The sequence below is a fragment of the Bradyrhizobium sp. genome, from assembly GCF_030697065.1.
Classification (GTDB): Bacteria; Pseudomonadota; Alphaproteobacteria; order Rhizobiales; family Xanthobacteraceae; genus Bradyrhizobium.
Genome location: NZ_JAUYQU010000228.1, coordinates 29,624 through 51,308, shown reverse-complemented (window position 1 = coordinate 51,308; position 21,685 = coordinate 29,624). Strand labels below are relative to the sequence as shown.

Genomic DNA, 21,685 nt, shown 5'->3' with positions numbered 1-21,685 from the left:
CCGTGCGGCTGATCTTCATCACTCTGCTGGCGTTGATCCTCGCGACCGTCGTCGGCCTCGGCGCGACCTGGATGACGGCGACGCGCGGCACCGAACTCGGCACCCTGACGATCGGCGCCTGGACCGCGCGGCCGAAGACCGGCACCGCCGATGTCGATCCCTATTCGCGCGCCTCGATCGCCCGCAGCGGCGAACTGCCGGTCGGCACCGGTGACGGCGTCGCCTTCTCGGCGACCACCGACGACCGCAACCAGCCGCTCGACGGTCGCTGCGACGTCCTCGTCAGCGGCGTCACCCCCGCGGCACGGTTCTGGACGCTGACGCTCTACAATACCAAGGGACATCTGGTCGCGAATTCACTGCAGCGCTACGGCTTCACCAGCCAGGAAATCGTTCGCGGCGCCGATGGCGCCTTCGAGATCCGGGTGGCGTCGCGGTCACGCGCCGGAAACTGGCTCCCCACCGGCGGCATCGAGCGCTACGCGCTGATGCTTCGGCTTTATGATACCCCGGTCGGCGTGGCGACCCGGACGCAGCGCGACGCGCCGATGCCGTCGATTGCGACGGTGGGCTGTCCATGATCCGCCTGCTGTTCACGATCGTCGCAGGCGTGCTGCTGGGCGCCGTCGTGCATCTCGTCAGCGTGTTGGCGCTGCCGTGGATCGCGACCCAGGACGCCTATTCGCGCCTCGCGCCGATTACGACCCTCAATGCGGTTACCGCGCTGCCGCCGGCGGAGCCGAACAAGGCACCGCTGCCGTTCATGGATCCCGCATTTGCGACCGCGGTCTGCCGCTACGACCTGTCGGGCGGACCCATCAAGCTCACGGTGCCCGTGAGCCAGGCCTACACCTCGGTGTCGTTCTATACCCGCAACGAAGTCGCCTATTACGCCATCAACGACCGCTCGGCCGGACGCAGGCTGATCGAACTCGACCTGATGACGGAGGCGCAGCACGCCGAACTGCCCAAGGATGAGGAGATCACCGCGGCCGACCGGCTGATCATCGACTCCCCGACCGCGACCGGCCTGATCGTGCTGAAGGCGCTGGCGCCGGAGCCGGGACTGATGCCGCAGGCGCAAGCCTCGCTCGCAGCTTCCAGTTGCAGGGTGCAGACCGAGCCTGCGCCTGCCAAGCAGGAAGAGCCCGCCCCCGCGCCGCCGCCGCCGCCGCGGGCCAAGCGCTGATCCGATAGCCGGATCGCAGCGGCACCTGCCTACGGCGCGAGCGGCCAACCCCGAAATTCTATCAAAAGTTGTGTAAGACCTGCTGACCAATTACGGCGACTGCGATGCCTAGCTTTCGCCAAACAATCGAATACAAATATGGAACGCCTCGTGGCGGCGTTCGCCGAACGCGACCGACTGAGCAACGCCAACAATAAATTCAGGAGGGGTGACTCACAGAAATCCCAGCCAGGCCAACCAGCAGCAAGGAATTTCGCAGCGACGACGGTGGGCGCCCATCCCTCGATGTTTTGCCGCACACCTCGAAGCACCATCAGCAGCCTATCAAAGCGAGGATCGAGCATGATCAAGGTGAAGGTGAACGGCCAGCAAAGAGACTGGGATGGCGATCCCGATCTTTCGCTACTCTGGTTTATCCGCGACGAAATCGGATTGACCGGCACGAAATTCGCCTGCGGGCAAGCGCTCTGCGGCGCCTGCACCGTGATCGTCGACAAACAGGCGGTACGCGCCTGCATCACCTCGGTTTCCGATGTCGTCGGCCGGGAAATCACCACGATCGAAGGCCTTCACCCGACGGGCGATCACGCCGTCCAGAAGGCATGGCGCCAGGTCAACGTGCCGCAATGCGGCTTCTGCCAGACCGGCCAGATCATGCAGGCGGCCGCGCTGCTGATGGAAAACCCGAAACCCAGTCACGACCAGATCCGCGAAGCGATGGCGGGCAACATCTGCCGCTGCGGCTGTTACCAGCGCATCGAAAACGCGGTCCATCTCGCGTCGACAGGGGTCTGATCATGAATATCATCACAAATCCCGGCAGGCTTCGCGGCATCGGGGGTCGCATCCAGGTCGAAAAAATCTCCCGCCGCAGCGTCCTCAAGGGCCTCGGCATCGCGGGCGGCTTCGTGCTGGCCGCGCCGGTGATGTCGCGGCAGGCGTTCGCGGCTTATAAAACCGGCGCCGGCGATATGCCGCACGGCACCGTGGTCGACCCCCGCGTGTTCGTTGCCATCGCCTCCGACGGCACCGTGACGATCGTGGCGCATCGCGCCGAAATGGGAACGGGTGTGCGGACCAGTCTGCCGCTGATCGTGGCCGAGGAAATGGAGGCCGACTGGTCGCGGGTGAAAATTCAGCAGGCGCACGGCGACGAGGCCAGGTTCGGCAATCAGGATACCGACGGATCGCGCAGCACCCGGCATTACTTACTGCCGATGCGTCAGATCGGGGCATCGGCGCGCGCCATGCTCGAAGCCGCGGCCGCCAAACGCTGGGGCGTGCCGGCAGCCGAGGTCAAGGCGGTCAACCACGAGGTGGTTCATTTCGCGACCAGCCGCCGCCTCGGGTTCGGCGAACTCGCCGCCGACGCGGCGAAGGAACCGGTGCCCAGCGTCGAGGGACTGAAGCTCAAGAATCCCGCGGATTTCCGTTATCTCGGCAAGGGCCAGATCGGCATCGTCGACCTTCGCGACATCACCGTCGGCACCGCGCGATACGGTGGCGATGTCCGCCTGCCCGGCATGAAGTATGCCGTGATCGCGCGTCCGCCGGTGACGGGGGGAAAACTGAAATCGTTCGACGCGACCGACGCGATGAAGGTCTCCGGCGTCGAGAAAGTGATGGAGGTGCAGGGCTGGCCGTGGCCGTCCAAGTTCCAGCCGCTCGGTGGCGTCGCGGTGATCGCCCGCAATACCGGAGCGGCCATCAAGGGGCGCGAGGCCCTGAAGATCGTCTGGGACGACGGCGCCAACGGCAAGTATGAATCGGCCGCCTACCGGACCCAGATCGAGGAAGCCGCGCGAAAACCCGGGCTGGTGGTGCGCAAGGAAGGCGACGTCGACGCCGCGTTGAAAGGCGCGGACAGGGTCATTGTCGGCGAATACTATCTGCCTCACCTCGCCCATGTCGCGATGGAGCCGCCCGTTGCGCTTGCCAACGTCAAGGATGGCAAGGCCGAAATCTGGGCGCCGGTGCAAAGTCCCGGCGGAACGCGGGAAGACATCGCCAAGACGCTCGGAATTCCCCAGCAGGACGTGACGGTCAACGTCACGCTGCTCGGCGGCGGCTTCGGGCGCAAATCGAAATGCGACTTTGCAATCGAGGCGGCGCTGCTTTCGAAGGCGATCGGGGCGCCGGTGAAGGTGCAATGGACCCGGGAAGATGACGTCCGCAACGGCTTTCTCCACGCCGTGTCAGCCGAGCGAATCGAAGCCGGCCTCGACAAGAGCGGCAAGGTGGTGGCCTGGCGGCACCGCAGCGTGGCGCCGAGCATCGCCTCGACCTTTGCTCCGAACGCCCTCCACCAGGCAGCGTTCGAACTCGGCATGGGGCTGATCGACATGCCGTTCGAGATTGCCAACATCCAGTGCGAGAATCCGGCAGCCGCCGCGCATACCCGCACCGGCTGGTTCCGCGCGGTGTCGAATATCCCGCGCGCCTTCGCGGTGCAGTCGATGGTGGGCGAACTCGCCCATGCCACCAACCGCGACCAAAAGGACATGCTGCTGGAGCTGATCGGCTCGCCCCGGATCGTCAAGCTCGACTCGGTGAAGGACCCCTGGAACTACGGCGAGCCCTACGACAGCTATCCGATCGACACGGCGCGGCTGCGCCGCGTGGTCGAGGTTGTCGCGGACAAGGCCGGCTGGGGACGGACCATGCCCAAGGGACACGGCCTCGGCATTGCCGCGCACCGCAGCTTCGTCAGCTATATCGCCACGGTCGTCGAAGTATCGGTCGGCGAGAAGGGTAAGCTGGTCGTCCACCGGGTCGATACCGCGATCGATTGCGGCACCTTCGTCAATCCGGAGCGGATCGAGTCGCAGATCGAGGGCGCGGCGATCATGGGCCTCAGCCTCGCCAAACATGGCGAAATCACCTTCAAGGACGGCAGGGTCCAGCAGGGCAATTTCGACGACTTCCCGGTGATCCGGATGGACGAGGCGCCCCTCGTGACCCACGTGCACATCGTGCCCGCCGATACCGATGCGCCCCCCAGCGGCGTCGGCGAACCCGGCGTGCCTCCGTTCGCACCCGCCCTGATCAACGCCATCTTCGCAGCGACCGGCAAGCGGATCCGGGCATTGCCGATCGGCAAGCAACTCGAAGCTTGAGGCGGGCTCGAATGTTTTGCTTCCTGGAAGGGAGCAACGGATGAGTGCAGGAATGAGGACGCCCGTCGCGTTGCTGTCGGGCGTCCCGGTTTCGTGCAGACATTCGCTTGCCGAAGCCCGGCTCAACGCGCTGGTCTAGGGGCGCATGAACATGAAATCCGTTCCGGGATCGCAGTTTTCGGCGACAAAGCGAAGCTCCGACTGGACGTCGGAGACGCTCCTGCGCTCGAGGTATTTCGCGACCACGAGGCCAAGCAGCGACCGGCAGACGCTGTCATCACCCACCCCGGCGGCTTCCGCTTCAGCGATGGCCGCTGAGAAGTGAAGCTTCGCGATCTCGGCTGCAGACATCTCGGTTTCCCCTTTTTGTCCTTGTCTCATCAACGCCCCGAATGTCGTTTGATCTGCGTCAAAAATAGCCCTGCTGCAGCCGCCTGCGCAGCACATCCATCCACCAGCTTCGACGAGAACTCTCGGTTTGTTGACTTGCTGACTTGCCGGACTACAAAAGCAAGATAGCGCCGCACCGGGGAATTGGATCGCATGACGTTGCCGATGAGCTGGGACGAGTGGGCGCAACACGATGGCGTGGCGCTGGCGGCACGCGTCAGGAAGGGCGAACTGACCGCCGGGGAATTGGCAAGTCAGGCGGCCGCGGCAATCGCCAGGGTCGATCCTGCGCTGTCGGGAGTGGTCGAGGTCTTCGAGGACGCGGTCCGGGCTCCGGCCACGGACGGCACCAACCTCGCCGGGCCGTTTGCCGGCCTGCCGTTCCTGATGAAGGATCTGGGCCCGACGATGAAGGGCCGGTTGCAGGAAATGGGCTCGCTGCTGATGCGCGGCAACCGCGCCGGCGCCGATACGTTCCTGACCGCGAGGATTCGCGAGGCCGGACTCAACCTGATCGGACGGACCACGACACCGGAGTTCGGCCTTTGCAGTTCGGCCGACAATCCCGCCGTCTACGTGACCCGCAACCCGTGGGACACGGACTACACGACCTGCGGATCGTCGGCCGGCAGCGGCGCCATGGTCGCGGCCGGCGCCGTGCCCATCGCGCATTCAACGGATGGCGGCGGCTCGATCCGCATTCCGGCCGGGGTCAACGGCAACATCGGCCTAAAGGTCTCGCGGGGTGTGTTCTCGCTCGCGCCGCACATGTCGGACTTGACCGGGCTGGTGTCGATCCAGGGCTGCCAGTCGCGTTCGGTGCGCGATACCGCTGCTTTCGTGGATGCCTGCCGGGGTCCGGCGCCGGGCGAATTCATGCCGTTCTGGACCCCGCCCGAGACCTACCTGAACATGATCGAGCGCGATCCGGGGCGGCTCAGGATCGCGCTCTCGCACCAATGGGGCGACTACCGCGCGACGCCCGAGATCGCAGCCGAACTCGAAAGAACGGGAAAATTCCTCGAAGGCCTCGGCCATCACGTGGATTTCGCGTTGCCCGCGATCGATTTTCGTGCCGCTTTCGACGCCCAGACCACCTGCTACATCAGCAATTTCGCGATTGTGATCGGCAACCTGCTGGCGGCGCGCGGGCTGGACCGGCCGCCGGCCGATCTGGTCGAGCCGGTCAACATACGGGTCTGGGAAGCTGGCCGGCACACCTCGTTTGCCGAGCGCGCCCGCATGCAGGCGGTCTTCAATACGACCACGCGCGGCTTCGGTGCGTTTTTCGAGGAGTGGGATATCATTCTGACGCCGATCACCGCGCTGCCGACACCGAAGGTCGGCACGACGGAATATCTGACGATCTCGGACAACCCGTCGGTGCTGGACTGGTTCGGCAACCTCTGGCGCAACTTCGCCTTCACGCCGCTGGCCAATCTCAGCGGACTTCCCGCCATCTCGCTGCCGCTGGCGCAACACGCGAACGGGTTGCCGCTCGGCATTCAGGCGATGGCGAGGCAGGCCAATGATGGACTGCTGCTGCAGCTGGCGGCACAGATCGAGCGGGCAGTCGGCGGCCGCTGGAACGCCGGACGCACGCCCGGGGTTCACGTGACGAAAGGCTGAATTCTTCTCCCCTCCCGCGACACGCAAGGGCGCGTGGCGGGGGAGCGAAAGAGCATCGCCAGCGATGCAAAAATCTCGATCCCCCACGCCTTTTGTTACCCGCGCAATATGGCGTAGAACCCCGGCATGTCGAATCCCCCCGTCATCACGCCGCTGCCATTTGACCAACTGGCCGAAGCCGTCAAGGCCAGCCGCTCCGTCTATGGATATATCAGCGGACTTCGGCTCGACCGCGCATCCAAAGGCGAAGCCTGGTCGAGCCTGCCGTACCGCCCGGTTTTCGTCGGCGACACCGCGACAGGCGTTCTGCACGGCGGTGTCGTCACCGCCATGCTGGACGAGAGCTGCGGCATGGCTGTCCAGCTCGCGCTCGACGGCACCAGCGCGATCGCCACGCTCGACCTGCGGATCGACTATCAGAAGCCGGCGACGCCGGGCCTCGACATCAGGGCGCATTCGGTCTGCTACCGCGTCACCCGCTCGATCGCCTTCGTGCGCGCAACGGCCTATCAGGAATCGGAAGACGATCCCGTCGCCACCGCGACCGCCTGCTTCATGGTCGGCGCGAACCGGACCAACATGCTGGACCGGGGCATGGAGGATCGCGCGTTGCCGGTGCTCGACGCGCCGGAGGATCCGGCAAGCCCGTTCGCCAACAGCCCGTTCGCGCGCTGCCTCGGCATCCGCATCGGCGGGGATGGCACGCTGGTGATGCCGTTCTCGCCGAAGATCATCGGCAACCCGATCCTGCCTGCCATCCACGGCGGCATGACCGGCGCCTTCCTCGAAACCACCGCGATCGTGGGCGTGGCGCGCGAACTCGGCGTGTCGTCGCCGAAGCCGATCGGCCTCACCGTCAACTATCTCCGCTCCGGCCGCGCGCTCGACAGTTACGCCAAGGTCTCGATCGTCAAGCAGGGCCGCCGCGTCGTCGCCTTCGAGGCGCAGGCCTGGCAGGACGACCCGGCCAAGCCGATCGCCTCGGCGTTCGGTCATTTCATGCTGCGGCAGACACCGGGCGCGGACGAGGAATAGGCGCAGCGTTCGCAGGCTGGAGAATTCGGGTGTGCCTTTGCCGAACGGCGATGGAGCCGTCAGTTCAGGCCGGAACCGCCCGCCACGATTCGTTCGTTCAGTTTCTGATCCACGATCTCGACCGTGCGGTCGATCTCGGCATTGGCCATGCCGAGCTGGTGCGAGATCAGCTTGACCAGCAGGTCGACGCGCTCGATGAAGGGCGCGCCGCTGGCGACCGCCCGGGCCGCCGATGAGGGCTTCAGCAGGCTTTCCGCCGCCTTGGCATATTTGCCGAAAGGCACCTGATCCTGCGGGTCAGCCCCGAGACGGCGGGCCACGGCGTCGACATGATCATAGATTGCCTGCGAGAGCTTCAAATCGCCATGCACGGCGTCGCGGATCGACTGCGGCTCGTGCAGCGTGATGCAGCGATAATTGCCGGTCAGCAGCATCGACCATTTGGCAAGGGGGACGAACAGCGAATCGAACACCTTGAGCTTCACCGGAACGTCGTGGCCGTCCAGCGTCACCGCGTCGATGTCCGCTTCCAGCTCCCGCAGCACCGCGTTGTGTCGCTCATCCGCGAATATCGACGCCTTGAAGTTGGTGGGCAGGCCGACATGAAGCACGTTCGCCGCTTCTTCCGGCGGGCGGAAGGCTTGCGGATCGGGCGAGCACAGCGAAACCAGTCCGGGCTTGAAGCGCTCCCACACCTGCGCATTGGTGTAGGCCTCTTCCAGATCCATCTCTGCCAGCGCCGGGATCCGCTTGAGGTAGGGCAAGGGCGGCATGTTCATGATCGAAAGGCACGGCAGCCCCGCCGCGGCGATCCTGACCATCAGGACCCGTACCGTATGGTTGGTGTATTGCGGCTCCTGCATGGCCAGCGCCACCATGTCGTAACGGGAGATGTCGACATTGCCGGGCTCGGTCGCGTCCAGCTTGCCCGGCAGGTCGCGCGAGAAAATCGCCCGGTGCACCGCCTCGTCGCGCAGCTTGATGCGAACTTCCGTTCCGTCGCGGTTGATGAGCTCTGCGGTTTTCTTCCGGCAAACCAGCGTCACGTTGTGACCCGCCATCAAGAGCTTGGTCCCCAGCAAGGAGCCGTACGAGGCCCCCAGGATCAGAATGTTGCGCGCCATGCTCTATCTTCCACCCTTCGTCTCGAGTTTTTCTTGACGTCGCGCCCGGCACGGCCGCCGATTTTCCGGAATTCCGCACAGGACGTGGCACCGGGGGCCACGCTGGCGTCGCAGAGAGACAGCCCCCTCCGGGCGCCTCCGCATGCTTATCGTAGTTTCTCTGGCATTACAAATACCAGCCCTCGATCAGGCGCGCCGGCCGAACAGGAGGATCGCGCCAAGCGGGAAGATGAACCCCAGCGCGGTTGCAATGATCAACAGCGGTCCCAGGTCCGAATATTCGCCACGCTGCACGACGAAAAACTCGTTGAGATACTTGGTCTGCAACTGGCCTGCGACGAGCGCCAGATTCATCAGCGAGGCCATCAGGGCGAACCAGGTCGCACGATGGCCTGCGGGCGCGTAGAACGCGATCAGCGTGAGCAGCGGAATCATGCTGAGCTGGGCGAAGGGCGAGGCCGCGGCGGCATCGATGACAGCGATCGTGCGGGCGCCGAATCCGAATGTCTCCTCGGTCCAGTGGTGAAGGCCGTAGAACAGGCTGATATTCGGCAGCGACAGGACGGCTCCGGCGATGGCCAGCCAGAACAGCACCTTGGTCACCGAATATTCCGTCAATTGCCTGCTGAAGGTCCACATCGCGACGATGGCGATCACGGCCGCGGTCTGGCGAAGGCTGCCGTAGAAAGCCTCGTCGAACTTCAGCACGTCGAGCGTCCACCAGAAATAGCCGTCTCCGACGGATGGCGTGGCGCGGAACGCGAAGATGATGATGCTCGCGAACAGAATGGCGCGCCTGGTCCGGGCGTCGAGTTCGCGGGTGACGAAGAACAACATCGTGCAGATGACCAGCATCGACAGGACGAACACCACCTCCTGCCCGAACGGCAGACCGCCGAGGGCGACAGCCAGCACGACGAGGCCAAAGCCGATGCCGCCGCCGAGGATGCGCCAGTCCAGCGGCCGTCGCTCGCTGGATTCCTGCCGGATCAGCAGCACGCCGAAAGCCGAAATGCCGGGAATGACGAGGCCGAGAAGAAACACGGTCTCCCGGGCGAGGAACTGGGCGAGCCATCCGGACAGTCCCGCCACCGAGAGGATTCCGATACCGAGCGCAAGCCGACCAAGGACCTGAACCATGCCCAACTCGGCCTTGATCTCGCCCTCCGGACGGGCATTCCCGGCAAGATCGACGCGGGACACGACCTCGGTCGACATCGCATCCGCAACGACGTCCTGGATCACCGTCCCGACCACCATCAGCATCGCACCCAGGATATAAAGGCCGTCGGCCCGGGCGAACGCGATCCATCCGCCCGCCGCGCCGGCCAGCGTGACCAGCCCGCAGGCGGTAAAGGCGGCCCCGATCAGGATGTAGGACCGCCGCTGCGAGCCGAAGATCGGAACACTGTCGACCAGCTGCCCGAACACCATCTTCACCGTCCACGGCAGGCTGAGCCAGACGCCTATTCCCGCAAGCTCGGCCGGGGTAAGCGTCAGACGCTCCTTGATCCACATGTCGCGGCTGACGTCGATGATGCCGAGGGCGCCGTAGGCGAAATAGACCATCAGCAGCGGCAGATAGGTTCGGCGGAAACCGAGCACCGGCCGCATCAGGCCGGGCATGCGCGCCGCAGCAGCCTCGACAATCGTTCCCCACCGCGTCCCGCGCGCCGTTGGCCCTTCTGAGAGTTGGCTCATGGTGATGAGTTCCTTGACGCGAATCAAATACGCCCGCGAATGAGAATGTAGTGCAAAGACGAGCGTGGCAGCTGCCATCTTCCGACAGCTGCGAAACTGGACCGACCGAGGAGACCGTTGAATGTCCGTCCAGCCCAAAGCCGCGCGCAACGGATCATCGCGCCTTGTTCGCTCCCTCACGCTGACGCATGCCGTACTCTACGGACTTGGCGTCACGATCGGCGCCGGCATCTACGTTCTCGTCGGTCTCGCGGCGGGACGCAGCGGCATGCATGCGCCGCTTGCCTTCATGATGGCGGCGCTCGTCATGGCCTTCAGCGCCGCATCGTTCGCCGAACTGGGAACGCGCATGCCGGTGAGCGCCAGCGAGGCGGCCTATGTGCAGGCCGCGTTCCGGCTCGACTGGCTCAGCCTTGCCGTCGGGCTTCTCGTGGTCACGACCGCGATCATCTCCGCCGCGACCATCAGCGTCGGCAGCGCGGGCTATGTTGCGGTTTTTCTGCCCGCCCCCGCGCCATGGATCATTGCCGGGGTGGTTCTCGCCATGGGGGCCGTGGCCTGTCTCGCCACCGTTCAGTCGATCACTTTCGCCGGCGTCATGACGCTGATCGAAGTGGGCGGCCTCGTGCTGATCATCGTTGCCGGCCTCGGTCAGGGAAGCGACGTCGTCACCCGCCTTCCGGAGATCTGGCCTTCAGCCGGCGACACCACAGCCTGGATCGGAATATCCGGAACGGCCTTGATCGCGGTGTTTGCCTTCATCGGCTTCGAGCATCTCGTCAACATCGCGGAAGAAATCAAGGAGCCTAATCGCACGCTGCCGCGCGCGCTGTTCCTGACGCTCGGCCTCACCGCGCTGCTTTACGGCGTGGTCGTGTGGATCGCGGTAACGGCGGTGCCTCCGGAAGAACTCGCCCGCTCTTCGGCGCCCCTTGCCCTGGTCTTCGAACGGCTCACGGGCCTGCCGCTGGTTACCATGAGCGCAATCGCCATTGTGGCGACGCTGAACGGCGTCATCGTCCACATGATCATGATCGCCCGGGTGATCTACGGTCTGGCCGACCGGGGCAGCCTCCCGAAGGCCCTCGCATCGCTAAACCGGGTGACGCACACACCGCTGCTGGCAACGGCGATCGCCGTCGCCGCCATCCTCGTCCTTGCGCTGGCAATTCCGCTCGCGGGTCTCGCCGACCTGACCGCCGGCTTCACCCTCGTGATTTTCGCGATCGTGAACCTCGCGCTGATCCGGATCAAAAGCAGGAATGAAGCCCCACCCCCGGGAACGTTCAATTGTCCGCGCTGGGTACCGTTTGCGGGCCTCGCTTCCAGCGTCATGCTACTCGTCGTCGACCTGATCGTGTGAAGATCCGCTGTCGGCCGGGCGGCCTCCCTGCACTCAAGACTGATGTGAGGTCTTGCGCTGCCTAAACATCGACGGGATGCTGGCGATCTTTTCCCCGAGGCGCCGGCCGAAACCCGCGGGCATCATTTCCGGGTCGAGCAGGTCATTCTCCGCGAGCATGCTTTCGTCTTTCTCGATCGTTGCCCGATCAAACGGCCTCAACGTTCTCCCGGAGCCACGCAAGGCTTCGATCGCTTTCAGGACAGATCCGGAGCTATCCTCGAGGGCGGTAGAAAATCTGTGCGGCTCGACGTCCAAATGCTCGCAGACAAGATTATCGCGAACTGCAGCGATCGTGTCGCGCAGCTTTGCCTGATCCGGTGAATGATCTGTTGCTTCCACCGCGAGATCGCACTCGGTATCGAAGCTCATGGAACGATTGTTGAGATTGGACGACCCTACCCGCAGCAGCCTGTCGTCCATGGTCAGTATCTTGGCATGCACGTAAATCGGCTTGCCTCCGGCCGTCACGGGGTAATAGACGCCAAACCGTTGATGTCTGTCTGCCTTCCACAGTTCGTGGAGCAGCCTGTGTCGCGCGCCATCCATGACCTTGTGCTCGAGCCATCCTTCCGTCGTCTCTGGAAGCACCAGGATTATCTCGGGACCGTCCGGCTCCTGCAGTCGACGGCCCATCGCATCGGCGATCCTGCGCGACGCCAGGTACTGCGTTTCGATGTAGACGGTGTGCTTCGCCTGTCCGATCGCATCAAGATAGAGCGACTCGATCTCCTTGACTCCCTGCTCTCCATTCAACTCCGGGAGGGTACGGGCAATCGCCACATCGACATGCTCCATGGTGGGAATTAGATTGTCAGGCCACAGGTCCGACTTCCGCGCGACAGGCGGGAGCGATTTTCCAGTCCCCCGGAGCCAACGTTCACGGGCCAGATCCGCGATGGCGCGGGCGGCATCGCCATCAACGGCGGTGGTCGCGTCATGCCAGGGACCGCATATTTGTCCGTTCGGTTTGGTGCGCAGCGGATTGTCGTCGAGGTGCTCAGGGGTATCCCAGCGATCGGTGGTCATGTCGATTCCACCGCAGAACGCCAGCACATCATCGATAACGACGATTTTCTGGTGGTGAGCAGCACCGACGGGATGGGCATGATCAAGTCTCAGGTGCAACCGCTTGTCGGTGATCCAGTCCAGAACGAACCATGGCGTCATGCCCCGGCCCAGGCCCTGTATCATGCCCAGATCCCACTTGAGCACATGGATATTCAGGTTCTCACGATGCTTCGGAAGCCACGAGAGAAATTCTCCCAGCACGTTCGGTCCCTCGAGCGTCTGCTGCTCCGGCTCCAGCTTGATCCGCGTGTCAAAATCCCACCCGATCAGCATGATCCTGTGCTGAGCCTTGAGCATTGCGCTTTTCACGTGGCGAAAGTAATCGGCCGCGTCCACAATGAGTGCCAGACGTTGCGCGCGCTCGATGCGCCAGCAATTCCGACCCACCGACAGCATTCGCCCGCTCTCGTCGTTCATACAGCCGAGCCTCTCCGTACGTTCTGCTTACTGCCGTTGGGCTGCGCGTGGCGACGAATGATGATGCGCGATCACCCATTTGCCGTCGCGCCTGACAACCACAAACGTGAAACGCGATGGCCGGGGTGCATAGTCTTGCTCCTTGCGGGAAAAGTCATAAAATCCCGCGACAACGACCGCGTTTTCACCGAGCACGATGACATTCTTCTCTTGAATCGTGTTCCTGCGGCCGCCCTTGTCGAGCGCCGCGAAATATTCCCGAATCGCCTCCGTGCCTCGGGTCGCGACCGGGTCGGTCGTTCCGAGAAGAAGCGCATCCGGAGCATAGAGTTTGACCAGTGCGTCGCGATCGTTGGCGCTGTAGGTTGTCGACCACTGATCGACCACGGCGCTGGCCTCTTCCGCAGGGCTGGCGAGAGCCGGCGTTGCCGCCAAAGTCAGCGCCACACATAGAATTTTTGACAGTATTCCCATTTACCCCCTCCCAGGGAACGGAGGAATTACAATAACACCCGAAGTCGCCCATTGGCACTACCCTGAGGTCGGCATTACGGACAATGTCCGCGCTGCGCAATGCAGTTATTCACCGGAAGCCCGGTGGAACTTCCCGGACACCGCCGATTTGACCAACGGGGCGTTGCGCGCGCGGGGCTTCTTCATGTGCGACGTCCGGCAGGACAGTTCACCCGGCGCATTTTCAGGAGTTTCCCCTGCCAGCGATGATGGAGCATCGGATGCGCACAACACGCCGAGCATTCGTGCGGGCCTCCCTGGCGACGGCCGCCGCGGCGCTCTTGCCAACAACCTCTCTGCTTGCCCGGGAAGGCTCGGCCGCCCACAGAGTCATACCCTCCACCGGCGAGGCCATGCCCGCCGTGGGGTTAGGCACATGGATCACTTTCAACGTCGGCAACGACCCGGTGCTCAGGAATGAATGTGCGGGTGTCATGGCCGCCTTCTTCGAGGCGGGCGGCCGCATGATCGACTCTTCGCCCATGTATGGCTCGTCTCAGCCGGTGATCGGCCACGGTCTTCAGAAGCTCGGACGACCCAGCACGCTGTTCTCGGCCGAAAAAGTCTGGACGTCCTCGGCAACGGCAGGACCGCCGCAGATCGAGCAATCGCGTCGCTTCTGGGGCGTGCCCAGGTTCGACCTCGTTCAGGTTCACAACCTCCTCGCCTGGAAGGAGCATCTGCAGACGCTTTTTGAGATGAAAGCGGCGGGTTCAGTGCGCTACGTTGGGATCACCACCTCCGAGGGGCGCCGCCACGATCTGCTCGAACAGATCATGCGGAAGCAGCCTGTCGACTTCGTGCAGTTGTCCTACAATGTCGTCGATCGCGAGGCGGAGAAGCGCCTGCTGCCGCTGGCGGCCGAACGCGGCATTGCGGTGATCGTCAACCGGCCGTTCCGGCAGGGCGCGCTGACCCAGCGGCTCAAGGACGAGCCACTCCCGGAATGGGCCGCCGAACTCGGCGTCTCACGCTGGTCGCAGCTCATCCTGAAGTTCATCCTCTCTCACCCGGCCGCCACCGTTGCCATTCCGGCGACCACCCGCGTCGACCACGTACGCGAAAACCTTTCGGCCGCCTCCGGCCCCCTGCCGGACCTCGCGATGCGGGAGCGCATCTCGGCCTACGTGCAGGCGCTTTGATGTCGGAATGGTGGACCTATCGGCCGGAGGATTTCCTGCTGTTTTCTCCGCGTGTCTATTGGCGGATGTTCGAATTGCAGAATGCGGCCCTCTGGCCGCTGCAAGCGCTCACACTCGCCGCCGGCATCCTTATCCTGTTGCTCGTGGCGTGGCGGCCGAGAAGTTGGGCGCGGTGGCTCGCACTCCTGCTCGCGATTCTCTGGATTTTCGTCGGGTGGTCCTTCCTGTGGAACCGCTACGCTCCCATCAACTGGGCGGCCGCCTATGTCGCGCCGGCCTTTGCCGTTCAAGGCATTCTATTCCTGGTCGCCGGGTTCTGGCTCAATGGCCTCGCCTTCGGCCGACGCGGGCTTGCCGGCTGGACAGGATATTTCCTGCTTGCCTTCGCCCTCGCCGGACAGCCCTTGCTCGCGCCGCTACAGGGGCGTGGCTGGGCATCGTCCGAGGTTTTTGGCGTCGCACCGGACCCGACGGCGATCGCGACGCTCGGCCTTCTGCTGCTTGCCCGCGGCAGGCTCGTGCCATTGCTCCTGCCAATCCCCGTTCTCTGGTGCTTCCTGAGCGGCATAACCCTCCACACGATGGGAGAGCCGCAAGGCTGGATATCTCACATCGCCCTGTTGCTCGCCGTCACGGCCTGGATTTCGACGATCATCCGTCAGCGCAGTTCGCCTTCAACTCCGTGATGCACCCCAAGGACGACGATCGAAGCCAGGCCGCTCTTTGCCGCGTCGGTCCCTCTTTGCCCGACGCGCGCGGGATCGTAGGGTGTGTGTACGAGCCTGAAAACAGGCCCCGGCGCCGTTCGATCATCGGCGCTTATTTCGCAAGACGGGAGAAAATACGACATGGCAGGCATTCTCGATCGCAAGGTGGCGCTGGTCACCGGTGGCGCCTCCGGCATCGGACGGGCGACTTCGCTGGCGATGGCGCGCGAGGGTGCGCGGGTGGCGGTCGCCGACCGCGCCGAGGAGCGCGCGGCTGATACCGTCGCCCTGATCAATGCGGCCGGCGGCCAAGCGATCGCGATCGGCGGCGACGTCACCAACGAGAACGAGGTCGCCGCGATGGTGGCGCGCACGGTGGCCGCCTATGGCCGGATTGATTGCGCCTTCAACAATGCGGGCGTTGCGGGCGGATCCGTCGGCCCCGGCCGCCAGCGGCTGCACGAACTCAGCCAGGCCTCGTTCGACGCCATGCTGGCGATCAACCTCACCGGCGTGTTCCTCTGCCTGAAGCACGAGATCGCGCAGATGCTGGCTCAGGGCGGCGGCGGTGCCATCGTCAACACCGCTTCGATCGCCGGCCTGATCGGTCTGGCGACCTCGGGGCACTATGTGGCGGCCAAGCACGGCGTGGTGGGACTGACGAAAACCGCGGCGATCGAATACGCGCAGGACGGCATCCGCGTGAACTGCGTCAATCCCGGCTACGTCACCACCCCGATGACCGAGGAAGTGGTGCAAACGCGCCTCGATGCCGTGATGGCGAAGGTGCCGATGAACCGCATGGGTGTGCCCGAAGAGATCGCGGAGGCCGTGGTCTGGATGTGTTCCGACAAGGCGTCGTTCATGACCGGCGCCGCGCAGGTCGTCGACGGCGGATATTACGCGGCGTAGCGGCTCTGCCCGCCTCCTCCCGCGAAGCGGTGGGGAGGGGAGTGAGTTGTCAGCCCTTCACCACGACCGCGCGTCCGATCACCGGGCGCGCCGCGATCGGCGGGTTGGCGGTTTGCGCCGCGAGTTCGCCGATCAGGCGATCGACGTCGGCCGCGATGCCGTCCGGCGCCTGGATCACCAGCCGCTCCAGCGCCCAGCGGTACGACGAAATCCGCCGTTCCAGGCTTTGCTGCACCCACTGCACGATCAGTTCGTTCTCTTCCATGCGGGCGATCGCGTCGGCGCGCTCGCGCGGCGACAGTTCCGAGACCAGCCTGAGGCTGGCGTTGCGCTTGCGATCGAGTTCGAGAACCCGGGCGGCGGAGGCGAAGAACGGCTCGAAGCGGGTGATGTCATTGCGCACATGATCCATCAGGACGGCGTAGCGCGAGGTGTGCGAGCGGTGCGGTTCGTCGATCAGCAGCCGTCCATAGGCGGTGCGGTCGAAGATCACGGCCTGCCGCCACGGCGACGGCAGCGGCTTGTAGTCGCCGAACACGCTCTTCCAGGCGGGGCGCGAATGCGGTGGCTCGATCAGGGGATAGGCATAATCGCGCAGCTGCCGTTCACCATCGGTGAGTTGGAATTGCGACGCCTTGAGGCCGACGCTGCCCGTGACTTCGGCGCCGAGCCAGCGATGCATGTCGTCGTTGCGGACATTATCGCGGCTGCGGCCGAAATCGCCGCCGCTGCAGCCGCCGAGCGCAGCGCCGAGCAGCAACAGCATCGGAAGCGGCGATTGCCGCCGGGCCTGCGATCTGGTCCGGATCGGAAGTGGCGTCTCCGGCATTTCGAAATGTCCCGGGATCAGCGCCGACGACGCCGGCGGCCGGGCGCGGTGCCCTCTTCCGGTCCGCTGCCACCGCTGTTTTCATCGGTGTTGCGCTCGATCCGGATGGCGGGAAGGATCACAATGGTGGCCGTGCCCGTGCGTGGAGCGCCATCGATGGTTGAGCCCAGCCGCCGCGAAGCCGCATCTGCCGGAAATTCAATGATGGTGCCCATGTCCCACTCTCTCTGGTGGCCGCGCTGGCACGAGTTCGCCGGCGGCGCGGCCACATTAAGAACAGGACGTGGTTAACGGCATCTTAATTTCGGCGCCTGCCCGATCCGGCCAGGGCACCCGCATCAAATACAGCGAATACGACCGGGACGCTTCACCTCCTGTTTTCCTTAACGAGCTGTTAAAGCAAGCCACGTAAATTGGCGCTGATATTACTCAGTCGCGTACCCCTGACATGACCAAACCGCCATTCTTTCCCGGCTTCGACGGGCTCATGACGCTCTCCCGCCGCGAGGGCGTCGATATCCGCCCCACGCTGCTGCGCGTGCTGACCGATCTCTACGTTCAGACCCATGTGCACAGCGACGACGAAGCGCGGCAATTCGTCGAACTGACCTCCCGCCTGATCGATGAAGTCGACGACACCACGCGCGCGGCGGTGCGGGCGCGGCTCGCGATCTATCCGGCCACGCCGCCCGAAATCCTGAGACGGCTCGGGCTGAAGCCGCAACATGCCGGCTTGCGCGTTCCGGTCGCCGATGAAATTCCCGCAAGCCCGGCCGCAGCGCCAACCGTCCGGCCGCCGACCGACGCGCAAGTGCGGATGGCATCGAACCTGTCGATGCGGCCCGGGGACGCGGCCGAGATCAACGACATGTTTTTCGCGGCCAGCGCCGGCGAGCGCAGCCTGATCCTGCATAATCTTGCTGAAACCCCGTTGCGCGCCGCGGCGCGGATTCCTGCCGCGCGTGCGGCGCGCGCCGTGGAGGCGCTGGAAATGGCCGCCTGGGTGGGGGATATCGAGAACTTCACGCAGGAGCTCGGCGAAACCCTGATCCTGCCGTCGCGTATTGCGGCCCAGGTGGTTGGCGATCCCGGCGGCGAGCCGCTTGCCTGCGCGGCCAGGGCGCTGGATATGCCGGCTCCTGTGTTCCAGCGCGTGACGCTGTTTCTCAATCCGGAATTCGCCTCGGTGAACTACGTCTACCGGATGTCGCGGCTGTATGCCCGCCTCAGCGAGCGATCCGCCCTGATCATGTTGGCCGCCTGGCGCGGCTCGACCATGGCGGCGACCCGCGCCAAGTACCGGCCCGCGCTTTACGACGACGAACGCCAGCGCGCGCGTTCGGCACCAGGCCAGACACGTCCGGCTGTGCAGCCGGGCGTCGCCGCCGCGCCGCGTACCGGCACGCAAGGCTCGGGGCGCTAGGCCCGCGCCAGATCGAGAAAGTGTCGCCCTGCCCGGTCTTCGGTCTCGACCACCCAGGCGTCCGGATCGAACTTGATTTCCCTGACCAGTCGCTCTTCCACCACCGTCTCCGGCACCGGCTGCGGCGACATCGGCGTGAAGATGCGCTCGATCGGGCGGCTGTCGTCATACACCGTCTGCGGCGCGGGCACGTAGAGCATGGCATTGCCGTCGAGCGTGGCGACCTTGACGAACACCGCGCCGGCCTCTTCCGCGCCTCGCCGGCGCACCGCGCCGAACACGCCTGCGGTCTGGCAGCGGCGCAAATAGGCCGCCACCCATATCGCTGATTTCAGTCTCATGGGGCGACGATATAGGCCAGCGTCGGAACCGAAGCTAGTCGACAGGCCGGCCGATCATCACGGCGAGCTCCTTCACCAGCCGATCGGATACCTGCCCGGTCACAGGCAGCTTGCGCTCGCGTTCGAACTTCTGGATCGCGGCCTGGGTGTCGGAGCCGAGCGTGCCGGTCGGCTTCAGCTGGCCGTAGCCATATTCGGTCAGCGTGCGCTGCACCGCTGCCACGCGCCGGGCGGCCGGGGTTTGATACGTGACGGTCTCGTTGCGGGCGGCAGCCGGGATTGGCGCCGGCGGCCGCGCGACATTGGAAGGCATGGGCTGCTGGACTGCCGTCGCCTTGACCAGACTGGTCATGGGATCACTTTTGGGATCATTCTTCGAATCGCTCTTGGCATCACTCCTGGCATCGCTCTTGGGATCCGCGCTCCTCAGCTCGATCACCTTCGGTTCCGGATCGGCTACCCGTGTCGCCGCCTCGACCGGGCGCGGACGCGGCAACGGACTGGATGCCGAAACGGCTGCCGCCATTTTCGTCACCGTGCCGAACATCGGCGACGGGTGGCGGCCGGCCTGCAGAAACAGCGCGTTGGCGATGATGGCGCTGACCGCGGCAAACGCCAGAAAACCTGCCACCATGTCTTTCGGGCTGTGCAGCAGGATGCGCATCACAAGGCCCCGCTCGGCCTCCGCCTTCACGACCGTCGCCCGTGCGCCGCGACGGCGGCGCGGCATGTCTTCGTTGTCGGTATGTCTAGGCACTTTTCTTCACCTGATGGGGTTGCACGGGGGTTGCCGGTCGCACCGCCGGCGTGAGCGTTGCGATATTGCTGGATGCCTGCCCGGCTTTCGGTTCAAAGGCCAGCGGCAAGGCCACGGTCACGGTGGTGCCTTCGTCGAGCCTGCTCTGCACATTCATCTCGCCGGCATGCAGGGCGACCAGGCTTTTCACGATCGACAGCCCGAGGCCGGTGCCTTCGTGCCGCCGCTGATAGGTCTTGCCGGCCTGGAAGAAGGGATCGCCGATCCGCTTAAGGTCGTCGGCCGAGATCCCGACGCCGGTGTCGGAGACGCGAAGCACCAGCCGCGATGCCTCGACGCCGGCGGTCACCGTCACCGAGCCGCCGCGCTCGGTGAACTTTATGGCATTGGCGACCAGGTTCAGCACGATCTGCTTGAAAGCACGCGGATCGCCATTCATGACCGGCAAATCCTCCGGCGCGCGGGTGACGAGATCGATGGCGTTTTCCCGCGCCTTCAGGGCCAGCAGGTTGCAGCAATTGATCAGGGCGGCGCGCGGCGCGAACGGTTCTGGCGAGATCTCGAAATTGCCGGTTGCCATCTTGGACATGTCGAGAATGCCGTTGACGACCGACAGCAGATGCTGGCCGGAATCGTTGATGAGTTGGGCATATTCCTTGCGGCGCACGGCGTCGATCATCAGAACGTCTTCCTGAACGATCATCTCGGAAAATCCGATGATGGCATTGAGCGGCGTGCGCAGCTCGTGGCTCATGGTGGCGAGAAAGCGGGTCTTCGCCGCGTCGGCCTGCTCGGCGGCGGTGCGTGCGAGGTCTAGCGCCTGCTCCTGTTGCTTGCGGTCGGTGACGTCGCGCATCACGGCGACCACCTCGGCCTCGGCATCGGGCGGCAGAGCCACTTCCGAGGCCTGCTCGAGCGGCCGGCAGCGCATTTCGACCCAGATGAAGTCGACCTGTCCGTTGGGCCCCCGCGCGCCGGCGCGCGGCACCTCGCGGCGCAGCCGGAATTCGACGCTGCGGGCTTCGCCGCCGCGCGCCGCATCCGAAAGAGCGGTAAGGTAGGCCGGACGATCGGCGACGTGGACGCGGTCGAACAGGCCATGGCCCAGCAGCCGCGATACCGGCGTCCCCAGCATCGCCTCCACGGCGGGCGAGATGAACTGCACCGCGCCGTTGTGGCGATGCCGCGAGATCACGTCGCTCATGTTGCGCGCCAGCAGGCGATAGCGATCCTCCTCGACATTGAGCAGCGCCACGCTGGTGCGCGCCAGCGACTCGGCGCCGAAGGCGAGTCCGGCCGCATAGAGCGTCGCCGACGCCACGCCGAACGCCATGAAGATGCCGCGCGACGCCGAATTGGCATCCGCCGGCGGCAGCAGGTCGAAATGCCCTGATACGATCAGGGCCGCGGTGCAGGCCAGCGTCAGCGCGCAGGCGAACGCCACCGCGCGGCGCGATGCCGAGAGCGCGGCCTCCAGCGGAACCACGACCAGCCAGATCGCGGCAAAGGATTCGATACCGCCGGTGGTCATCGCCACCGTCATGACGAGGCCGGTGAGCGCCAGCGACGACAGCACATGCGCGCCTTCGTAACGGCCGGTGCGCGACAGAAACCATGACAGCAGGATCGGCGCGATCAGCCAGGCGAATGCCGCGACCTCCAGCGCCGTGGGCGCGCCGCGCATCGCCAGGTAGACCGGGAAGGCCGCGAAGGCCGCAAGGCTGCCTAGCAGCCGCGGCGCCATGAACGCGCGATGACGCGCCCGCGTCAGCGCATCGTATCGCGCGGAGGGATGCAGCAACGCGTCGAGGCAATCGCGGATGGTATTCAAGACTGTCACGGCTCTCGCGCTTCGGCTTGTTCGTCTGGCAGGATCGTTCTGCTGACGCGCCGGAACGCCTCCTTTATCGTTGCCCCAACCTGTCAGACCGAACTTAAGCGAACGCTAAGGCGAGCCCGCCCGCGACCTCAGACCGTGGCGTCACGG

At 65.0% G+C, this 21,685-nt stretch carries 21 protein-coding genes; 11 read left to right on the top strand and 10 right to left on the bottom strand.

The genetic code is table 11. The features are described 5' to 3' along the window. Positions 1-2 precede the first annotated feature (2 nt). From Q8R73_RS17975 to Q8R73_RS17960, 4 genes are all read left to right on the top strand, one after another. On the top strand, positions 3-581 hold the full coding sequence (locus Q8R73_RS17975) for a DUF1214 domain-containing protein (RefSeq protein ID WP_305720898.1): 579 nt from the start codon (positions 3-5) through the stop codon (positions 579-581). Continuing rightward, positions 578-1,189, top strand: a complete 612-nt coding sequence (locus Q8R73_RS17970) for a DUF1254 domain-containing protein (protein WP_305720897.1) — start codon at positions 578-580, stop codon at positions 1,187-1,189. Before Q8R73_RS17975 ends, Q8R73_RS17970 begins: the two co-directional genes overlap by 4 nt. A 342-nt stretch (positions 1,190-1,531) precedes the next feature. Next, the gene (locus Q8R73_RS17965; RefSeq protein ID WP_305720947.1) at positions 1,532-1,984 is read left to right on the top strand and encodes a (2Fe-2S)-binding protein; all 453 of its coding nucleotides are present in this window, start codon (positions 1,532-1,534) and stop codon (positions 1,982-1,984) included. A gap of 2 nt (positions 1,985-1,986) precedes the next feature. Further along, positions 1,987-4,305, top strand: a complete 2,319-nt coding sequence (locus Q8R73_RS17960) for a molybdopterin cofactor-binding domain-containing protein (protein ID WP_305720896.1) — start codon at positions 1,987-1,989, stop codon at positions 4,303-4,305. 135 nt (positions 4,306-4,440) lie between these two features. Here the strand turns inward: Q8R73_RS17960 and Q8R73_RS17955 are convergent, their stop codons facing one another. Further along, the gene (locus Q8R73_RS17955; protein WP_305720895.1) at positions 4,441-4,656 is read right to left on the bottom strand and encodes a hypothetical protein; all 216 of its coding nucleotides are present in this window, start codon (positions 4,654-4,656) and stop codon (positions 4,441-4,443) included. A 192-nt stretch (positions 4,657-4,848) separates the two neighbouring features. Here Q8R73_RS17955 and Q8R73_RS17950 point away from each other — a divergent pair, with 192 nt between their 5' ends. Together Q8R73_RS17950 and Q8R73_RS17945 are read left to right on the top strand one after the other, a co-directional pair. Then, on the top strand, positions 4,849-6,324 hold the full coding sequence (locus Q8R73_RS17950) for an amidase (RefSeq protein WP_305720894.1): 1,476 nt from the start codon (positions 4,849-4,851) through the stop codon (positions 6,322-6,324). 126 nt (positions 6,325-6,450) lie between these two features. Beyond that, complete coding sequence (locus tag Q8R73_RS17945) at positions 6,451-7,359, top strand: hotdog domain-containing protein (RefSeq protein WP_305720893.1); 909 nt, start codon at positions 6,451-6,453, stop codon at positions 7,357-7,359. A 59-nt stretch (positions 7,360-7,418) separates the two neighbouring features. Here the strand turns inward: Q8R73_RS17945 and Q8R73_RS17940 are convergent, their stop codons facing one another. Both Q8R73_RS17940 and Q8R73_RS17935 read right to left on the bottom strand, forming a co-directional pair. After that, a complete protein-coding gene (locus tag Q8R73_RS17940) occupies positions 7,419-8,483 on the bottom strand; it encodes a ketopantoate reductase family protein (RefSeq protein ID WP_305720892.1) in 1,065 nt (354 codons plus the stop codon). A 186-nt stretch (positions 8,484-8,669) separates the two neighbouring features. Next, positions 8,670-10,184 carry a hypothetical protein gene (locus Q8R73_RS17935; protein ID WP_305720891.1) on the bottom strand — a complete coding sequence of 505 codons (1,515 nt, stop codon included), beginning with the start codon at positions 10,182-10,184 and terminating at the stop codon, positions 8,670-8,672. 121 nt (positions 10,185-10,305) lie between these two features. On the opposite strand from Q8R73_RS17935, the gene Q8R73_RS17930 reads away from it, so the two are divergent. Then, positions 10,306-11,547, top strand: coding sequence for an APC family permease (locus Q8R73_RS17930; protein ID WP_305720890.1), 1,242 nt, complete (start codon positions 10,306-10,308; stop codon positions 11,545-11,547). Between the two features lie 33 nt (positions 11,548-11,580). On the opposite strand, the gene Q8R73_RS17925 is transcribed toward Q8R73_RS17930, so the two are convergent. Next, positions 11,581-13,074 carry a phospholipase D-like domain-containing protein gene (locus tag Q8R73_RS17925; RefSeq protein ID WP_305720889.1) on the bottom strand — a complete coding sequence of 498 codons (1,494 nt, stop codon included), beginning with the start codon at positions 13,072-13,074 and terminating at the stop codon, positions 11,581-11,583. A gap of 27 nt (positions 13,075-13,101) precedes the next feature. Then, complete coding sequence (locus Q8R73_RS17920; protein ID WP_305720888.1) at positions 13,102-13,521, bottom strand: SgcJ/EcaC family oxidoreductase; 420 nt, start codon at positions 13,519-13,521, stop codon at positions 13,102-13,104. Between the two features lie 287 nt (positions 13,522-13,808). Between Q8R73_RS17920 and Q8R73_RS17915 the strand changes: the two genes are divergently transcribed. The 3 genes from Q8R73_RS17915 (at position 13,809) to Q8R73_RS17905 (ending at position 16,348) form a co-directional block, all read left to right on the top strand. Continuing rightward, positions 13,809-14,729, top strand: coding sequence for an aldo/keto reductase (locus Q8R73_RS17915; RefSeq protein ID WP_305720887.1), 921 nt, complete (start codon positions 13,809-13,811; stop codon positions 14,727-14,729). Beyond that, complete coding sequence (locus Q8R73_RS17910; RefSeq protein WP_305720886.1) at positions 14,729-15,415, top strand: DUF6064 family protein; 687 nt, start codon at positions 14,729-14,731, stop codon at positions 15,413-15,415. Before Q8R73_RS17915 ends, Q8R73_RS17910 begins: the two co-directional genes overlap by 1 nt. A 162-nt stretch (positions 15,416-15,577) precedes the next feature. Beyond that, positions 15,578-16,348 carry an SDR family NAD(P)-dependent oxidoreductase gene (locus Q8R73_RS17905; protein ID WP_305720885.1) on the top strand — a complete coding sequence of 257 codons (771 nt, stop codon included), beginning with the start codon at positions 15,578-15,580 and terminating at the stop codon, positions 16,346-16,348. A 49-nt stretch (positions 16,349-16,397) separates the two neighbouring features. Here the strand turns inward: Q8R73_RS17905 and Q8R73_RS17900 are convergent, their stop codons facing one another. Continuing rightward, positions 16,398-17,114 carry a hypothetical protein gene (locus Q8R73_RS17900; protein WP_305720946.1) on the bottom strand — a complete coding sequence of 239 codons (717 nt, stop codon included), beginning with the start codon at positions 17,112-17,114 and terminating at the stop codon, positions 16,398-16,400. 80 nt (positions 17,115-17,194) lie between these two features. Next, positions 17,195-17,392, bottom strand: coding sequence for a hypothetical protein (locus Q8R73_RS17895; protein WP_305720884.1), 198 nt, complete (start codon positions 17,390-17,392; stop codon positions 17,195-17,197). Positions 17,393-17,625: 233 nt separating this feature from the next. On the opposite strand from Q8R73_RS17895, the gene Q8R73_RS17890 reads away from it, so the two are divergent. Next, positions 17,626-18,600 carry a DUF2336 domain-containing protein gene (locus Q8R73_RS17890; RefSeq protein ID WP_305720883.1) on the top strand — a complete coding sequence of 325 codons (975 nt, stop codon included), beginning with the start codon at positions 17,626-17,628 and terminating at the stop codon, positions 18,598-18,600. Here Q8R73_RS17890 and Q8R73_RS17885 read toward each other — a convergent pair. From Q8R73_RS17885 to Q8R73_RS17875, 3 genes are read right to left on the bottom strand one after another with little or no spacing between them, the layout of a single operon-like run. Beyond that, positions 18,597-18,941 carry a DUF1491 family protein gene (locus Q8R73_RS17885; protein ID WP_305720882.1) on the bottom strand — a complete coding sequence of 115 codons (345 nt, stop codon included), beginning with the start codon at positions 18,939-18,941 and terminating at the stop codon, positions 18,597-18,599. The genes Q8R73_RS17890 and Q8R73_RS17885 overlap by 4 nt on opposite strands. Positions 18,942-18,975: 34 nt before the next feature. Beyond that, positions 18,976-19,698: a peptidoglycan-binding domain-containing protein gene (locus Q8R73_RS17880; protein ID WP_305720881.1), complete on the bottom strand. Its 723-nt coding sequence runs from the start codon at positions 19,696-19,698 to the stop codon at positions 18,976-18,978. Continuing rightward, positions 19,691-21,538, bottom strand: a complete 1,848-nt coding sequence (locus tag Q8R73_RS17875; RefSeq protein WP_305720880.1) for an ATP-binding protein — start codon at positions 21,536-21,538, stop codon at positions 19,691-19,693. Before Q8R73_RS17875 ends, Q8R73_RS17880 begins: the two co-directional genes overlap by 8 nt. Positions 21,539-21,685: the final 147 nt, after the last annotated feature.

Excerpts from the sequence above, each read along its gene's own strand:
- Q8R73_RS17935 (WP_305720891.1), bottom strand. The coding sequence starts at position 10,184 with ATGAGCCAACTCTCAGAAGGGCCAACGGCGCGCGGGACGCGGTGGGGA.
- Q8R73_RS17895 (WP_305720884.1), bottom strand. The coding sequence starts at position 17,392 with ATGGGCACCATCATTGAATTTCCGGCAGATGCGGCTTCGCGGCGGCTG.
- Q8R73_RS17915 (WP_305720887.1), top strand. The coding sequence starts at position 13,809 with ATGCGCACAACACGCCGAGCATTCGTGCGGGCCTCCCTGGCGACGGCC.
- Q8R73_RS17930 (WP_305720890.1), top strand. The coding sequence starts at position 10,306 with ATGTCCGTCCAGCCCAAAGCCGCGCGCAACGGATCATCGCGCCTTGTT.
- Q8R73_RS17910 (WP_305720886.1), top strand. The coding sequence starts at position 14,729 with ATGTCGGAATGGTGGACCTATCGGCCGGAGGATTTCCTGCTGTTTTCT.
- Q8R73_RS17965 (WP_305720947.1), top strand. The coding sequence starts at position 1,532 with ATGATCAAGGTGAAGGTGAACGGCCAGCAAAGAGACTGGGATGGCGAT.
- Q8R73_RS17885 (WP_305720882.1), bottom strand. The coding sequence starts at position 18,941 with ATGAGACTGAAATCAGCGATATGGGTGGCGGCCTATTTGCGCCGCTGC.
- Q8R73_RS17940 (WP_305720892.1), bottom strand. The coding sequence starts at position 8,483 with ATGGCGCGCAACATTCTGATCCTGGGGGCCTCGTACGGCTCCTTGCTG.
- Q8R73_RS17900 (WP_305720946.1), bottom strand. The coding sequence starts at position 17,114 with ATGCTGTTGCTGCTCGGCGCTGCGCTCGGCGGCTGCAGCGGCGGCGAT.
- Q8R73_RS17945 (WP_305720893.1), top strand. The coding sequence starts at position 6,451 with ATGTCGAATCCCCCCGTCATCACGCCGCTGCCATTTGACCAACTGGCC.
- Q8R73_RS17970 (WP_305720897.1), top strand. The coding sequence starts at position 578 with ATGATCCGCCTGCTGTTCACGATCGTCGCAGGCGTGCTGCTGGGCGCC.
- Q8R73_RS17890 (WP_305720883.1), top strand. The coding sequence starts at position 17,626 with ATGACCAAACCGCCATTCTTTCCCGGCTTCGACGGGCTCATGACGCTC.
- Q8R73_RS17960 (WP_305720896.1), top strand. The coding sequence starts at position 1,987 with ATGAATATCATCACAAATCCCGGCAGGCTTCGCGGCATCGGGGGTCGC.
- Q8R73_RS17905 (WP_305720885.1), top strand. The coding sequence starts at position 15,578 with ATGGCAGGCATTCTCGATCGCAAGGTGGCGCTGGTCACCGGTGGCGCC.
- Q8R73_RS17950 (WP_305720894.1), top strand. The coding sequence starts at position 4,849 with ATGACGTTGCCGATGAGCTGGGACGAGTGGGCGCAACACGATGGCGTG.
- Q8R73_RS17925 (WP_305720889.1), bottom strand. The coding sequence starts at position 13,074 with ATGAACGACGAGAGCGGGCGAATGCTGTCGGTGGGTCGGAATTGCTGG.
- Q8R73_RS17955 (WP_305720895.1), bottom strand. The coding sequence starts at position 4,656 with ATGTCTGCAGCCGAGATCGCGAAGCTTCACTTCTCAGCGGCCATCGCT.